At 58.9% G+C, this 12,860-nt stretch carries 15 protein-coding genes; 2 read left to right on the top strand and 13 right to left on the bottom strand.

The annotated features are described in order from the left end of the window. Window positions 1–22 precede the first annotated feature (22 nt). Window positions 23–1,933, top strand: a complete 1,911-nt coding sequence (cobJ, locus tag NW840_RS01895; protein ID WP_414342073.1) for a precorrin-3B C(17)-methyltransferase — start codon at window positions 23–25, stop codon at window positions 1,931–1,933. Between the two features lie 16 nt (window positions 1,934–1,949). On the opposite strand, the gene modB is transcribed toward cobJ, so the two are convergent. Both modB and modA read right to left on the bottom strand, forming a co-directional pair. Further along, a complete protein-coding gene (gene modB / locus NW840_RS01890; RefSeq protein ID WP_414342071.1) occupies window positions 1,950–3,737 on the bottom strand; it encodes a molybdate ABC transporter permease subunit in 1,788 nt (595 codons plus the stop codon). Between the two features lie 37 nt (window positions 3,738–3,774). Beyond that, entirely contained in the window at window positions 3,775–4,536 is a 762-nt protein-coding gene (modA, locus tag NW840_RS01885) for a molybdate ABC transporter substrate-binding protein (RefSeq protein WP_414342069.1), read from the bottom strand. A 255-nt stretch (window positions 4,537–4,791) separates the two neighbouring features. On the opposite strand from modA, the gene NW840_RS01880 reads away from it, so the two are divergent. Beyond that, window positions 4,792–5,004, top strand: coding sequence for a TOBE domain-containing protein (locus NW840_RS01880; RefSeq protein ID WP_414342067.1), 213 nt, complete (start codon window positions 4,792–4,794; stop codon window positions 5,002–5,004). Window positions 5,005–5,030: 26 nt separating this feature from the next. Here the strand turns inward: NW840_RS01880 and NW840_RS01875 are convergent, their stop codons facing one another. From NW840_RS01875 to NW840_RS01825, 11 genes are all read right to left on the bottom strand, one after another. Then, a complete protein-coding gene (locus NW840_RS01875) occupies window positions 5,031–6,683 on the bottom strand; it encodes a helix-turn-helix domain-containing protein (protein ID WP_414342065.1) in 1,653 nt (550 codons plus the stop codon). 343 nt (window positions 6,684–7,026) lie between these two features. Next, window positions 7,027–7,284, bottom strand: a complete 258-nt coding sequence (locus tag NW840_RS01870; protein WP_011430669.1) for a hypothetical protein — start codon at window positions 7,282–7,284, stop codon at window positions 7,027–7,029. A gap of 99 nt (window positions 7,285–7,383) precedes the next feature. Then, window positions 7,384–7,653: a ferrous iron transport protein A gene (locus NW840_RS01865; RefSeq protein WP_238376962.1), complete on the bottom strand. Its 270-nt coding sequence runs from the start codon at window positions 7,651–7,653 to the stop codon at window positions 7,384–7,386. Window positions 7,654–7,790: 137 nt separating this feature from the next. Beyond that, window positions 7,791–8,090, bottom strand: coding sequence for a 2Fe-2S iron-sulfur cluster-binding protein (locus tag NW840_RS01860; protein ID WP_414342063.1), 300 nt, complete (start codon window positions 8,088–8,090; stop codon window positions 7,791–7,793). 42 nt (window positions 8,091–8,132) lie between these two features. Then, window positions 8,133–8,498, bottom strand: coding sequence for a nitrogenase-stabilizing/protective protein NifW (nifW, locus tag NW840_RS01855; protein ID WP_414342061.1), 366 nt, complete (start codon window positions 8,496–8,498; stop codon window positions 8,133–8,135). Next, entirely contained in the window at window positions 8,495–8,758 is a 264-nt protein-coding gene (locus NW840_RS01850; RefSeq protein ID WP_011432070.1) for a CCE_0567 family metalloprotein, read from the bottom strand. The genes nifW and NW840_RS01850 overlap by 4 nt, the downstream gene beginning before the upstream one ends. A 66-nt stretch (window positions 8,759–8,824) precedes the next feature. Further along, window positions 8,825–9,280, bottom strand: a complete 456-nt coding sequence (locus NW840_RS01845; protein WP_414342059.1) for a NifX-associated nitrogen fixation protein — start codon at window positions 9,278–9,280, stop codon at window positions 8,825–8,827. A gap of 2 nt (window positions 9,281–9,282) precedes the next feature. Then, complete coding sequence (gene nifX, locus NW840_RS01840) at window positions 9,283–9,702, bottom strand: nitrogen fixation protein NifX (protein WP_414342057.1); 420 nt, start codon at window positions 9,700–9,702, stop codon at window positions 9,283–9,285. A 74-nt stretch (window positions 9,703–9,776) separates the two neighbouring features. Then, entirely contained in the window at window positions 9,777–11,114 is a 1,338-nt protein-coding gene (gene nifN, locus NW840_RS01835; protein WP_414342055.1) for a nitrogenase iron-molybdenum cofactor biosynthesis protein NifN, read from the bottom strand. Then, window positions 11,114–12,508 (bottom strand): nitrogenase iron-molybdenum cofactor biosynthesis protein NifE, encoded by a 1,395-nt coding sequence (gene nifE / locus NW840_RS01830; RefSeq protein WP_414342053.1) that lies wholly within the window; start codon window positions 12,506–12,508, stop codon window positions 11,114–11,116. Before nifE ends, nifN begins: the two co-directional genes overlap by 1 nt. Next, window positions 12,499–12,858 (bottom strand): Mo-dependent nitrogenase C-terminal domain-containing protein, encoded by a 360-nt coding sequence (locus NW840_RS01825; RefSeq protein WP_414342051.1) that lies wholly within the window; start codon window positions 12,856–12,858, stop codon window positions 12,499–12,501. Before NW840_RS01825 ends, nifE begins: the two co-directional genes overlap by 10 nt. Between the last annotated feature and the right edge of the window lie 2 nt (window positions 12,859–12,860).

Genomic DNA, 12,860 nt, shown 5'->3' with positions numbered 1-12,860 from the left:
GTTTCAGCCTTGGCCCACCTCGATGAAGCTCGCTCTGTTTGCCCCCAGCCCGCGCGCCCGCCGGTTGGCCGACTCCCTGATCCCCCTCCTAGGCAAGGAGGTCATCTGCTGGAGCAAAGCTGAACCGCAGGGGCTGCCCTCCCCCTGGCAAGCCTACGGGGATCCCAGCCATCCCACAGCGCCCAGATCTCTGGCAGAAGCTGTTGCCCAAACTTGGCCCCAGGTGCAGGGCTGTCTTTTCATCCTGGCCGCAGGGTCGGTGGTGCGGCTCATTGCCCCCCTCTTGCAGGACAAGCAGCGGGATCCAGCGGTGGTGGTGGTGGACGAAGCCGGTCGCTGGGCTATTAGCCTGTGCGGGGGACATGTGGGGGGGGCCGATGCCCTGGCGCGGCAGGTGGCCGCTACCTTGGGAGCCCAGCCGGTTCTCACCTCTGCTTCCGAGGGGCTGGGGATCCCGCCTTTGGATTTGCTGGGGGATCCCTACGGCTGGCGGCGGGGCGCTGGAGATTGGAACGGGGTGGCAGCCGCCTTGACGCGGGGAGAGCCGGTGGCCGTTCACCAGACCTGCGGCACGCGGCTTTGGCGACAAGCTTGGCCGGCAGATCATCCCCTAGTGGCCTCCTCTCCTCCCCATCCCGTTGCCCAGATCTGGATTGGGGAATACCTCTCCCCTCCCACGGGGATCCCGACAGTGCACTGGCATCCGCGGGTGCTCTGGGTGGGGGTGGGCTGCGAGCGGGGCACTACCCGCGTTTGGCTAGAGGGATCCCTGCGCCGCCTGCTGCAGGCCCAGGGGCTGGCGTTCGAGGCCATTGCCGGCCTGGCCACCCTAGAGCTCAAGCGAGACGAGCCGGGTCTTTTGGAGCTGGCTCAGGCCCACGGCTGGCCCATTGAGTTTTTCCCGGCAGAGGCTTTGGCCGGGATCCCGGTGCCCCACCCTTCGGAGGCGGTGCGGCAGGCGGTGGGCACCCCCTCCGTAGCCGAGGCGGCTGCTCTTTTGGCGGCTCAGATCTGGGGAAGAGGTGACCGAGCTTTTGAGAGGCCCTCTTGCGTTGCGGAGAAGGTAGAGCCCTTTGGGGGAGCAACCCTCCTCTGCCCCAAGCAGGTCTTCACCTCGAAAACCGAAGGGGCCTGTACCCTGGCCATTGCCCGCGCTGCCCGGGAATATTCCCCTCGCAGTGGCCATCTGTGGCTTATTGGCACCGGCCCCGGCGATCCCGCTCAATTGACCTTGGCCGCCCGCCTGGCTTTAGCCCAAGCTGAGGTGGTGATTGGCTACCAGCTTTATCTGGATCTGGTGGATCCCCTTTTGCACCCCGGCCAAATCCGGGAGGCCTCTCCCATTACCCAAGAGCTGCAGCGAGCCGAACGGGCGATTGCTTGGGCGCAGCAGGGGCTGAAGGTGGCGGTGATTTCTTCGGGGGATGCGGGCATTTACGGCATGGCGGGGCTAGTGTTGGAGTGCTTGGTCCGCTCTGGCTGGGATGGGATCCGCCCTTCTCTGGAGGTGCTGCCGGGGATCTCTGCCTTCCAGGCGGCTGCCGCCCGGCTGGGGGCTCCGCTGATGCACGACTTCTGCGCCATTTCCCTCTCGGATCTGCTTACCCCCTGGCCAGTGATTGCAAAACGCCTGCAGGCGGCTGCAGCTGCCGATTTTGTGGTGGCCCTTTACAACCCCCGCTCCCGGCAGCGGGTGGATCCCTTCCTCAAGGCTCTGCAGATCTTTTTGCAGGCCCGGCCCGCCCATACCCCTGTGGCTTTGGCCCGCAACCTCTACCGCCCTGGCGAAACTCTCCGCCTTACCACCCTGGGGGAGCTGGATCCAGAGGAGGTGGACATGCTCACCCTGGTCTTTATCGGCAACTCCCAGACCTTTCGCCATGGGGAGCGGCTGATTACCCCGCGGGGCTACCGCTTGGGCGAGCCCACCTGACTCCTGGGCTCCAGACTCAAAACACCCTCAGATGCCGGGGATCCAACTGCAGCCACCACGGGGATCCCCAACCTTCCACCTCTCGCCAGCGCTCCCGCCACACCTCAGCTTGCAGGTGATAGTCCTGGCGGTGGGCAGGAGGGCTGCCCAGCTTAAAGAAGAGGGTCAGCCGGTGGGGGGTCTCGCTCCACTTCACCAGCCAAGCCGGAAACGTGTTGGGCAGCTTCCCGTCGGGCCTGAAGGTGAGGTGGTGGGCGCGGATGGCGATGTATTCTCCCGCTGGGGATCCCTGTACCTGCAGCTCACAGCCCCAATCCAAGGCCAGCACCCGTTGAGGGCCCAGGAGCTTGGCCCGCGAGATGTTTTTGCAACCCGTCAGTTGCGCCACACTAAGGCAGGGGGGAGCCTCAAATAGCTGACGCTTGTCCCCCTGGGCAATGATTCGCCCCTGCTCCATTACAGCCAGATCCCCGCAGAGGCGGAAGGCTTCCTCAATGTTGTGGGTTACCAAAAGCGTGACTCCCTTGTAGTCGGCTAGGATCTCCCCCATCTCCTGCTCCAGTTGGCTGCGCAGGTGGGCATCCAAAGCAGAAAAAGGCTCATCCAGCAGCAAGATCTCCGGCTCAGAAGCCAAGGCTCGCGCCAGGGCCACCCGCTGCTGCTGTCCTCCGGAGAGCTCCGTGGGATAGCGGTTTTCCCAGCCCTTCAGCTTGACCAACCGCAGCTGGGCCTGGATCCGCTCCTGTTTTTCCGCTTCGCTCAAGCCCGCAGGGATCCCAAAAGCGATGTTCTGGGCGACGGTGAGATGGGGAAACAGAGCGTAGTTCTGGAAGATCACCCCTACCCGTCGCTGAGCGGGGGGCAGCCGGATCCCCTGTTCGGCGTCAAACAACGCCCGCTCGTTGAGCAAAATGCGCCCACCATCCGGGGTTTCGATCCCGGCAATGCAGCGCAAAAGTAGGCTTTTGCCGGATCCAGAGGCCCCCAGCAGTCCTAATGGCCGCCCGTCGCAGCTCAGTTGCGCCTGCAGCTCAAATTGGGGCAGCTTCTTGTCAATGTCTACCCAGAGGCGGGGGGCCGGAGTTGAGAAATCCAGATCCCTTCTGGTGAGAACCTGTAGAGGACGAGAGGGAGGTCGCTGCCAGGGCCGTCGCTGAAACCAAAGGTTAACTGCCGTCATCACCCCCAAGGACAACATCAAGACCAAGGCCGAGCTAATGGCTGCCCCCCGCATGTCCCCCGCCTGAACGGCAAAGAAGATGGCCATGGACAGGGTTTGCGTGCGGCCTGGGATGTTGCCTGCCAGCATCAAGGTGGCGCCGAACTCCCCCAGAGCGCGGGCAAAACTGAGGGTAACCCCCGCTAGGATCCCTGGTAAGGCCAGTGGGATCAGCACCTGCGTAAAAATCTTGGCCCTACTTGCTCCCAGGGTGCGGGCTGCCGCCACCAGCGTCGGGTCGATCTGCTGGAAAGCTCCCAAGGCCGTGCGGTACATCAGGGGCAGGGCCACCACCACTGCCGTGATCACCCCGGCATACCAGGTGAAGATGACCGATAGGTTCAGCGAGGCCAAAAGTTGTCCCAGAAGGGTTCGCCGACCAAATAGCAGCAACAATAGGAACCCCACCATGGTGGGCGGCAACACCAGCGGCGCCAACAAGAGGGCCTCGATGAGAGAGCGCCAGCGACCTCGGTAGTGCAACATCCCGTAAGCCGCCAGCGTCCCCACCCCAAAGGTGATAGCTGTGGCCAAGCCGGCAATCCGTAGGGAGATCCAAAGCGGGGATAGGTCGTAGTCGCTCATTTGGAGTAACTCATCCGCGCCATTGCAGAGGGATCCCTCACAGGCGGATAAAGCCGTACTTCACAAACACCTCTGCTGCTTCTTCTGAGGTTAAAAACTCCAAGTAAGACTGTCCGGCGGGAGTATCGCGCACCAATGCCACCGGGTAGATAATTGGCGTAATGGGATCCGCCGTAGCCACTACTCGCACCCGATTTGAAAGCTGAGCATCCGAGGTAAACAGGATCCCGGCGTCGGCATTGCCCTGCTCCACCGCCGTCAAAATTTCCCGCACCGTGCTGGCAAACACCATCTTGGGCCGCAGCGTCTCAAACACCCCTGCTTGGGTGAGAATTTCCTGGGCATAGCGTCCGGCGGGCATGGCCTGCAGATCCCCAATGGACAGAACCCGGATCTCTTCCGCCACCAAGTCGGCAAAATCCTGAACCTTGGTTCTGGCATTGGCAGGCACAATTAAAGCCATGCGGTTGCTGAGAAGATCTCGCCGGGATCCTGCCACCAGCAGGTTTTGCTTGGCAAGGGCGTCCATAAAAGAGGCGGCTGCGAAAAATACCACGTCCAAAGGAGCCCCCTGCTCCACCTGTTGCTGGAGAGAGCCGGAATTGGCGAAGTTGTACTCAACCTTGATGTCGGGATAGCGGGCGGTGAACAACCGGTCGATTTCCGTTAAAGCCGGTTGCAAGCTCACCGCAGCCCCCACCAAAATGGGCTGAGATTGCGCCAAGCCGGGAGCCGACCCCCACCTCAAAGCCAGAGCGGCTAGGATCCCCAGGAATAACATTGCAGTTCTTCGTTTCATAGCCATTCTTCTTTGACCCGTGACGACTTTCAGAACAGGAAAATCCACCAATCGCTCGGTACTTTGACCATTAGAGGTTGCAGTTTGTATCTTCAGGATACATAATCTAGACTATTGGCAGCTCTTCCTCCCCAGAGGCAACGATAAGCATCTGATAGTATTGAAACCGGTGTTGAATGACCATCCGGCAAGCTCCTCTCTTGTTCAGTTCGGTCAACACCCCTGTTGCTCTGCTTGTTCAACAAAGGAGAAGTCATGCAAATCAGCACTCGCAACTTGTTTAAAGGAACTGTAAAAAGTGTCCAGGTGGGCATGGTCAATGCCGAAATTGTTCTGGAAGTTGCACCAGGCATAGAAATAACAGCCATTATTTCTAAGCACTCTGCCGAACGGTTGGGCATAGCAGTTGGGAAAGAAGCGTATGCTGCCATCAAAGCCTCGGATGTGGTCATTGCCGTGGATGAGTGAGTGGATGAGTGAATTGAGTAACTGGCCTAGACTTGCTGTTGCCTGGGATCCAAATACAGGGCTTTGATAAGGCGCTGGCGATCGTTTAGGCTGATCTGAAGCCGCCCATTCTCTACATCCCGCACCCAGCTCTGGCTGCGCCCCAGCCTCTGGGCCAATTCCCGCTGGCTGATTCCCTTTTGCTGGCGTGCCGCCGAGATATCCGCTCCACGCAAAGCTTTGCTTGAGGGGAAGTCTTTTGGGTTTTCGGGAGGGCCAGGGAGATCCGAGTCTGTTGCAACAGGCGCAGACTTTGCCCTACGCTGCCGCCGAGATCCCGATTCTCGGGTCGGGGATCTGGCTTCTTGAACTGCTTGACGATGCCAGTCGGAGGGCGGATGAAACCGCTGAATGCGAGCCTGCATCAAAAGTCCCCACTTGCCCCGTGGCCCGGCAGCGGTCAGCAGGCCGCCATTGTTGGCATCTTCAATCCAAAAGTTCAATGCCTCGTCCGCATCCTCGGGCACAGCTTCCAGGCGAGCCCACAGGGGTTGAATGGAAGAAGGATAGGTGAGGGGATCGAACTCCGGCTTGAGGCCGTAGTGGTTGAGAACCTCCAGATCGCTTTCAAAGGTGCGCAGCAGCCGTTTGCGTTCTTGGAGATTGAGATAGGCTTCCTGCAGTCGCTTTTCCCCGTAGGCCACCCGCATCAGGGTAGGCACCGTCAGACGCTGTTGCCGCCCCATCCTCACTTTGAACAACAGCCACAGCAGCAAGCGCATGGCTCCTTCATGATGCTGCCAATGGCTCATCACTGCCTGCAACAGGGATAGGGGCAGGCTGCTGTACTGATAAAAGGCTTGCCCCTGGCGGCACCCTTGTCGATTGAGAAAGTACCGTGTCCATTCGCCGGGCTGAATCGCCCAAGTCAGGCCCACTAGATGGTTGCAGCCCTGCTCATCTTTTTGAAAGTGGCGATGCATCTTGAGCAGCCTCCACAGAGGGCCAGCCGGTACCGAAAACCCCTTCACCCGCCCCTGATCCGGCCAATCGATGGAGACTTGAATCCGACAGAGCTGCTCTATCCAGGTCATGAACAGGTGGAGACGGGTCATCTTGCTCAGATCTTTACGTTTATCCCAGCCCAAATAGGACTCCAATTGTGAGTCGGTGAAAACAAAGGATTCCTTCCAGGGGCTATCCAACCCGGCGGCATAGGCAGCAAAAATAAGATGCAAACAGGCAGTTCGCACATCGATCGGAGCACTTTGTGGGATCCCGTCCAAACATAGAGTTAGGGTCAGAGATCCCTGGTTGTGGCCAACAGATTTCTGATAGCAAACCTGGTTATCTCCCTGCTTTTGCAGATTGAGAGATTGAAATTGAGATAGGAAATTGCAAGCTTCCCAGACCACAATTGACGAAGCAAAAGCCTGGCTATGGCCGTTCAAAAATAGAGGTGGACTGCTGCGAATGCGGGCCGTGACCGTGCGGTTGCGCCCCTTCATGGCTTCATAAGGCTGCGGGGCAGAACCGGGACACAGGCTAACGCACTGAGGTTCTGGGAAGAAACCTTCGCAGTCGTTGCACAACAGAGGATTAATCCAGTATTCCCCATCCTGGACAACGATAGCTTTTGTAGGACAGCTATCTACGCAAGCGTGGCAACCGATACAATCCCCTGAGATTTGATAAGCCATAGCCCTCAAACTCCATAACGTTTCCCTGTAGCTCTCCCTCGTTCACACCTGCTATCGCATCTGCAAAACCCTAAACCCGGCCATGGAGACCTTCCTCGCAAAGCCGTGGCAGCCCGGCGAGAGACCTTAGTTTAAGGTCTGTTTCCTAAGCTCAATTCGTGAACTGGATTGAACGATACCTCAAAAGATCCCCGGCAGGCCAGGGAGATTTGGTCTAGGGTGAACCTTCTGGAAAGCTTTGCTTTCTCTTAACTTCTAATGTTTGCAGTGAACTTTTGAGATGGCTTTGCAGGCTACTCCTCCCCCCTTGAGAGCCTTTTAGGGATCCGAACTGCAGCAAGTGTCAGGCAAAACGCTCAATAACCAAGCCGACACAAGGTCGTCCGCCCACCCAATACGCCGATTCATCGGCCAGGTTGTGGCTTGGCTCCAGATGCCAACCCAAGGGATTGGGTTCTAGCTCCAGCGCCCGCACGATTTCCTCTGGGCTTAGTCCTGTGCAGAGTTGGATGTGTTGCAACTTGGGGAAAGGCTTTTCCACAAGGCTAAGCTCTTCAGCAGCTTTAAGGATGGAGCCCAGGTGCAACAAACAGGTGTTCATGGCTTTGCTCCCAAATCAAGATAGGTTATGAAGAGATGAGCTTCCCTTACTTTGAGTGTCCCTCATTACAGGTTAAAAATTGGGTAAATAGACTACATTTTAGAAGGCTCTTGGCAAATTTAAGATTGTTTTCTTATTCGGTTCTTGGGTAGACATCAAGGCGCAACGGGGATCCATGTAAACCCAGATGGGTTTAGCTAAATGAGCAGGAAGGGAAAGTTGGCCACTGGGTAGGAGTAGGATCCACTCAGGGTGACGTTGGATAACCTGGAGATAGGTACCTGGAGTGAGACCCATTTGCTGCAATTGGGCGCAAGCAGCTTCGGATCCGCGCAGTTGGTAGATGCGACCTTCTTCTCCAACCTTCATGAGTTGGAGAGGAGATATGGTTATTGAGATCTTAGGGACGGTGGGCGGTGCCAACATATAGGGATCCCTAATTCTAGAAAAAAATAGAAAAAAGGCTGCTTAAGCCTAGCGGCAAGCAGCTGGAGAGCGGCGGTCTATCAAACCAAGTAAGCTTCCTGGTGGGTACGAATTGTACAACTGGAGCGAGGTCTGGCCACACAGAGCAGCACAAATCCTTTGGCTATTTGCTCCTCATCCAGAAAGGTTTGCTCCGATTGATCGACTTCTCCTTCTACCACTTTGGCCACGCAAGAGGAACAACTACCGGAGCGGCAGGAAGAGGGCAAATCCACATCTTGATCCTCAGCCGCTTCTAGGATGGTTGAATCTTCATCTACTGAGATATAGGTGTCGAGCCGTCGTTTTGGGTTAACCAAGTGAACTGTGTAGGTAGCCATGATGAGATCTCCAGAGAGTTGACGAGGGGTAAACAAGGGAGCTTAGGCAGGGATCCCAGGGCTGCATTCGCCCCGCTCTCCCGAAGAGCTGCAGCCGGCACAGCCGCCAACGGGATCCGGACAACCATAGTCTTGAAAGACTCGGAATAGCTTCTCCTGCTGCGGAGTAGAGGTGAGAAAGGTTTGGTACGCTTTTTCCAGCGCTTGCCGAGCTTGCTCCAATCGCTCTTCTTCGCTGCCCTGGAAACACTCCAGAGGGCCTAGATACTGAGCGAATTTGCGTAAGATATGCAGGCGATTCACGTTGACCACCCGCGGATCGTAGGGGAGCTCGAAAAAAGCGAAATAATCCTCGGCATTGACTAGGGCTTGGAAGTCTTTCCAACGGCGGTTGCGGTTCCAACTCATCGGCAGGTCTCCAGGGTTTTCAAGCGTTGTCTGAGGGTGTGCAGCCGGGCAAACAGGGCATAGGTGCGGGCTGCCAAGTCGGGGAGTCGCTCGAACCCGTCGGGTAGCCCCTCGGCCAGATCGTGCAGATCCATTTTCAGTTGGCCTGCTTTGCTGTTTAGTCGCTTGATCTCGGTGCGGAGCTGGTCGGCAGACAGGTGTTCGAAGGGCTCGAAATCCAGGCCGTTCACAACATTCTCAACGTCACTCTCATTCAACATGGGCAAGGCACTCCTAATTGCTGAAGAAAAAGAAGAAAAAATGGCTGCCGGGACGGAGACAAGCGGCTACAGTCGGCCCACCTCGGGGTAGATTCGGGCCAGTTGGATCCCTTTGTCGATAAGGGCAGTAGCTTTTTCAGTGAGCTGTTCGAGAGACTCGAAACCGAAGCGATGGGCGTCTCGCAGGGTGTTGACCACCAACAACAACCGCCCTGAGAAGACCAGCACCCAACCAAAGCCTTCGCTGTTGAGATCCAGCACCACCTGAGCTAGGAGGCCCGTTTCCTTTTCAATCAGGGCGGCAATGGCGCGGTAGTAGATGAGAATGCGGCTCCGCACTGCCGGATCCACCTCCCCTTCCAGGGATATTTGGCGCTTCTGGGCTTTGGTGACGACAAAGGGCTTGAGCAGCAACTCATCCCTCCAGGTGCGGTAGGTGCCGTAGGGATCCGCCGCCCGCATCTGGCGAACGATCTCCTGCAGGATGGGGCTGGTCGAGGGGGAAAGAGGGGTAACCGTCATGGCTAAACCTCCGCAGGGGAAGTAGAGGGATTTGGGGCTTCGGCTTTGCGGGCGCGCTCGGCCAAGAGCACTTTGCGCAGCCAGGGGGGAGGATTGTGCAGGGTGGTTACCAGGCGCTGCAACAAGCTCTCGATGGATTCTTCTTCCGACTGCACTTTAATGGGGGTGATGCGGCGGTTGATCAGGCGGGCGGCGGCACTGCTGCCAATGGCAGCCACGTAGATGAGGGTGACATCGGCCAAAGCCTGCAGCTTGGGCACCAGCTTGTCCTCGTTGCCATCTGCCTCCAAGTTGCCTCCAAAGGTGAGGGTCTTACAAAATCGGTAGCCTTCGGGGGTGACTTCGTAGAGGTCGATCTGGTTGGCCCAGCCAAAGTGGGCATTGACGTGCTTGCCGTCGCGGGTTGTAAAGGCCACTTGCATAGGCGTTCTCCTTAGAACCGTGAACTTGAGGGTTTAGGGGAGCTAGGGGGATCTAGCTCGAAGCTCTGGATCCCTTAGAATCCCTGCCTAGAAACCTGGGGTGGGCTGGGGTGACGGGCTTCCTCCTGCTCCATCAGCAGGTTGCCAACGGCAAACAGTTGGGATAGGGTGCCGCGATAGCCCACCTGACAGAGGTGGTTGGCCCCCAGCCGGTCGAAGATAGGGATCCCCATTCGATGCACTGGGATCCCCAGCCGCTTGCCCAGGCGCGCCACGTGGGAGTTGCCCACCAGCAGGTCAGCCCCGGGTGCTAGCTCCTCCAGATCCCCCAGATCTCCCACCCGCACTGCCTCAATGGGAAGGGTGGTCAAGTGGGGATCCGGTGTGGGACTGATGGCCGCCTGGATCTGACAGCCCATATCCAGCAGCCAGTCCACCCACCCCCAGAGCAGATCGGCTTCTAGGGCCAAGGCAATCCGCTGGTTGCCGAAGAAAAAGTGGCAGTCCAGGAGGGCATCCTGGACTTGGCTGCGCTGGCGGCGGTAGCGCAGGGGCACCGGCTGCTGGCTGTAGTCGGCCAAGGTTGCCAAAAAGGGATCCACAGCCTTGAGGCCGGTTAGGTGGGGAAAAGCCCGATAGGGGGTGCCGAAACGCTGGGCCAGGAGCTGGGCGACAGGGCGCATGCTCTCCCCAATGGCCAAGGTGAGGCCGGATCGCCCCAGCTGCCGCAGTTGCTTGAGGCTGGTGCCGCCGTCCGGGGTTGCCCTAAAGCCAGTGCCCAAGTGGCCATCTAGGGAGCCTGAGAGATCCGGCACCAAGATTGGCTCCAGGCCAAAAGCTTCCACCATTTCCTTGATCTCCTGGGCATCGGCGGGGGTGAGGGCAGGCCCGCACAGCACCGTTACCTGGGCAGGGCGGACGGATCCCGACGGCGATTCCGGCAGGGTGCTGACCAAGCTGTTGACGGCGATGGCATAGCCGTCTTGCAGGGATCCTTTAAAGTCAGGCGTAGAGGCCAAGACGATGGGCAGATCCTGCAATTGCGGCTGGCGTCGGCGCAGCTCCCGCAGGATGCGCGGCATATCGTCCCCGCGGGTTTCCGTGAGGCCGGTGGTCAGAAGACCAATCAGCTCCGGCTGGGCCTTCTCCACCAAGGTGAGGATGGCAGCTTCGACATTCTCCTCCCCCCCCAAGATGGTGTCCACTTCGGACATGGCAGTGGTGGACATGGGAATGGCCTCGCGGAAATGACGTACCAGCAGCGCTTTGGCAAAGGCCGTACAGCCTTGGGAACCGTGGAAGAGCGGCAGACAGCCCTTGATCCCCAGAAAGGCCAGGGCCGCTCCCAGCGGAGCGCTGAGTTTGAGGGGGTTGACGCTGAGAGGCTTGCGTTCTTGGATGAGCTGGGCCATTATCCCACCTCCTCTTCGGCTGGAGTCTCCCAGGGGGCAGGCCGTCGCAACTGCTCCCAGATGGGGCTGTGGAGAGCGGCATCGATCTCCCGCGCCAAGTTCACCAGGCCGCGATAGCCGGCATAGGCATGGTGCCGCTCCTGGTTGATGTCCAGAAAGGGGATGCGGGCCTTGAGGGCGGTGTACTGGTTGCGTCCGCCGGCGATGAGCAAGTCCGCCTTCGTGCGCCTCACCACTTGGAGCAGCTCTTGGGGGCTGCCCTTGTCCAGGAGAATGCCCTCTTGGCCAAGCAGCTCGCGGATGCGGGCTTTGTCTTCTTCGGTGCTTTTGCGGGTGCTGGTGGCCGTTACCTGCATCCCCAGATCTCGAGCGGCGGAGATGATCGACCAACTTTTCACCCCGCCGGTATAAAGGACAACTCGTTTGCCCGCCAGCCGCTGCCGGTAGGGGGCCAAAGCCGCCTCGGTGGCGCGAGTTTCCCGCTCGATGAGGGCCTCGGTACGCTCCTGCAGTTGCGGATCCTTCAGCCCTTGGGCAATGGCCCGTAGGCAGTGGTTCATCTCCTGCAGCCCGTAAAAGGAAGCCTCAATGTAGGGGATCCCGTAGCGCTCCTGCATCTTGCGGCCCACATTGAGCAGGGCTTTGGCGCAGATGAGGACGTTCAGCTTGGCCCGGTGGGCGGTACAGATCTCGCGGTAGCGGCCATCGCCGGTGATCTTGGCCAAGATGCGGATCCCCAGCTCGTCAAACAGAGGCAAGACATCCCACAGCTCGCCGGCAATGTTGTACTCGCCGATGAGGTTAATGTCGCGGGGAGTGGTGTACTCCGGGGAGGCGGTGCCGATAACATAGTCCAGCAGGGCTTCTCCGGCCAGACGGTTGCCTAGGTTTTTGCTGCCCACAAAGCCGGGCGCATTCACCGGAATGACCGGGATCCCAAGCTGGCGGCTGGCCCGCTGACACACGGCCTCCACATCGTCGCCAATGAGGGCAGTTACACAAGTGAGATAGACAAAAATGGCGGCAGGCTGGTATTTGGCCTGCAAGTCAAGGATGGCCTGGAACAGCTTTTCCTCCCCACCGAAGATGATCTCGTTCTCGCTCAGATCGGTGGTGAAGCCCACCCGATAAAGCTGGGGGCCAGAAGAGAGGCTGCCCCGCGTCCCCCAAGAGTTGCCGCTGCAGGCGATTGGCCCATGTACTAGATGGGCGGCATCGGCGATCGGCACCAGGGCAATCGAAGCCCCGTCAAAGGCACAGCCTCCCTGCGCTCCTCCTGGCTTGGCTTGCTCGGCACAGACTTTGTTTTTGCCTTTGCCGTCTTTCTTGTGGTTGTGCTCGCAGGCGGTCTCGTTGAGCAGCTCCGCCACTTTAGTCCGGCTGATCAAAGGCATGATGGGATCTCCTGAGAAGAGGGGGGCTGGGGTTGAGCCGCAGCTTCGGCCAGATAAGCCGCCGCCCGTAGCCGCAGGGCGATGATCTCCTCGTAGAGGGGGTTGATGCGACAGAGGGCCGGAATGTGGACGGTGCGGGATCCCAGTCGGATATCCCGCTCAAAGGGACAGGAAGCCGGGATCAAACGGCAAATCCAACGGGCCTGCCGGGATCCCCGAATTTCAATGCTGTTGAGCCAGCGGCGCGGCCACTTCAGGGCGGATCTGAAAATTGAGTTCAAAACCAGGCCGAGCCATCCCAAAGGGTTGCCGACTCTGGGAAAGGGAAGAGAAGGGTAGGGATAAGTCATGG

The sequence above is a fragment of the Synechococcus sp. R5-13 genome, assembly GCF_047462015.1.
Lineage (GTDB): Bacteria > Cyanobacteriota > Cyanobacteriia > Thermostichales > Thermostichaceae > Thermostichus.
The sequence above is the reverse complement of the archived record's forward strand: the minus strand, read 5'-3'. Positions and strand labels throughout refer to the sequence as shown.

Bases quoted from the DNA above. Each gene is read 5' to 3' on its own strand.
- nifX (WP_414342057.1), bottom strand. From the start codon at position 9,702: ATGCAAGTGGCCTTTACAACCCGCGACGGCAAGCACGTCAATGCCCAC.
- NW840_RS01875 (WP_414342065.1), bottom strand. From the start codon at position 6,683: ATGGCTTATCAAATCTCAGGGGATTGTATCGGTTGCCACGCTTGCGTA.
- nifN (WP_414342055.1), bottom strand. From the start codon at position 11,114: ATGGCCCAGCTCATCCAAGAACGCAAGCCTCTCAGCGTCAACCCCCTC.
- cobJ (WP_414342073.1), top strand. From the start codon at position 23: ATGAAGCTCGCTCTGTTTGCCCCCAGCCCGCGCGCCCGCCGGTTGGCC.
- NW840_RS01825 (WP_414342051.1), bottom strand. From the start codon at position 12,858: ATGACTTATCCCTACCCTTCTCTTCCCTTTCCCAGAGTCGGCAACCCT.
- NW840_RS01865 (WP_238376962.1), bottom strand. From the start codon at position 7,653: ATGAAGGTTGGAGAAGAAGGTCGCATCTACCAACTGCGCGGATCCGAA.
- NW840_RS01860 (WP_414342063.1), bottom strand. From the start codon at position 8,090: ATGGCTACCTACACAGTTCACTTGGTTAACCCAAAACGACGGCTCGAC.
- nifW (WP_414342061.1), bottom strand. From the start codon at position 8,498: ATGAGTTGGAACCGCAACCGCCGTTGGAAAGACTTCCAAGCCCTAGTC.
- NW840_RS01880 (WP_414342067.1), top strand. From the start codon at position 4,792: ATGCAAATCAGCACTCGCAACTTGTTTAAAGGAACTGTAAAAAGTGTC.
- NW840_RS01850 (WP_011432070.1), bottom strand. From the start codon at position 8,758: ATGTTGAATGAGAGTGACGTTGAGAATGTTGTGAACGGCCTGGATTTC.
- modB (WP_414342071.1), bottom strand. From the start codon at position 3,737: ATGAGCGACTACGACCTATCCCCGCTTTGGATCTCCCTACGGATTGCC.
- nifE (WP_414342053.1), bottom strand. From the start codon at position 12,508: ATGCCTTTGATCAGCCGGACTAAAGTGGCGGAGCTGCTCAACGAGACC.
- modA (WP_414342069.1), bottom strand. From the start codon at position 4,536: ATGAAACGAAGAACTGCAATGTTATTCCTGGGGATCCTAGCCGCTCTG.
- NW840_RS01870 (WP_011430669.1), bottom strand. From the start codon at position 7,284: ATGAACACCTGTTTGTTGCACCTGGGCTCCATCCTTAAAGCTGCTGAA.
- NW840_RS01845 (WP_414342059.1), bottom strand. From the start codon at position 9,280: ATGACGGTTACCCCTCTTTCCCCCTCGACCAGCCCCATCCTGCAGGAG.